Annotated in this window: 1 protein-coding gene; it reads right to left on the bottom strand. The window is 53.8% G+C overall.

Translation table 11 applies throughout. The features are described 5' to 3' along the window. Positions 1-331: sensor histidine kinase (locus X735_RS0135755; protein ID WP_031214111.1), on the bottom strand; the 331-nt coding region annotated here is incomplete at both ends.

The following is a 331-nucleotide window of genomic DNA, read 5'->3' as shown; positions in this document are numbered from 1 at the left end:
TCGGATGCAAATCGCCACTTAACTTCGACCTTGCCATTCGGGTCACCCAGCGCACCATGTTTCACCGAGTTTGTCGTCAACTCGTGAAGGATCATCGCCAAGCCCTCGGCGGCGCCGCTTGGCACAGTGAGGGAAGGTCCACTGATCGTAATGTCGCGTGTCTCCTTGAAGGGCTGCAATTCCCGGTCCACGAGTTCATGGAGCATCCCTGACAGGTTGGCATGACGAGAAAGGATGCGATGGGTCGCCTCCAGTGTTCGAATCCAATCGATCAACATCTCCTTGTATTTGGCAACATCATTGTCGGGAATATCGATCATGTTGACCAGAG

Origin of the sequence: Mesorhizobium sp. L2C084A000, from assembly GCF_000502875.1 — a bacterium.
GTDB lineage: Bacteria > Pseudomonadota > Alphaproteobacteria > Rhizobiales > Rhizobiaceae > Mesorhizobium.
The sequence above is the reverse complement of the archived record's forward strand: the minus strand, read 5'-3'. Positions and strand labels throughout refer to the sequence as shown.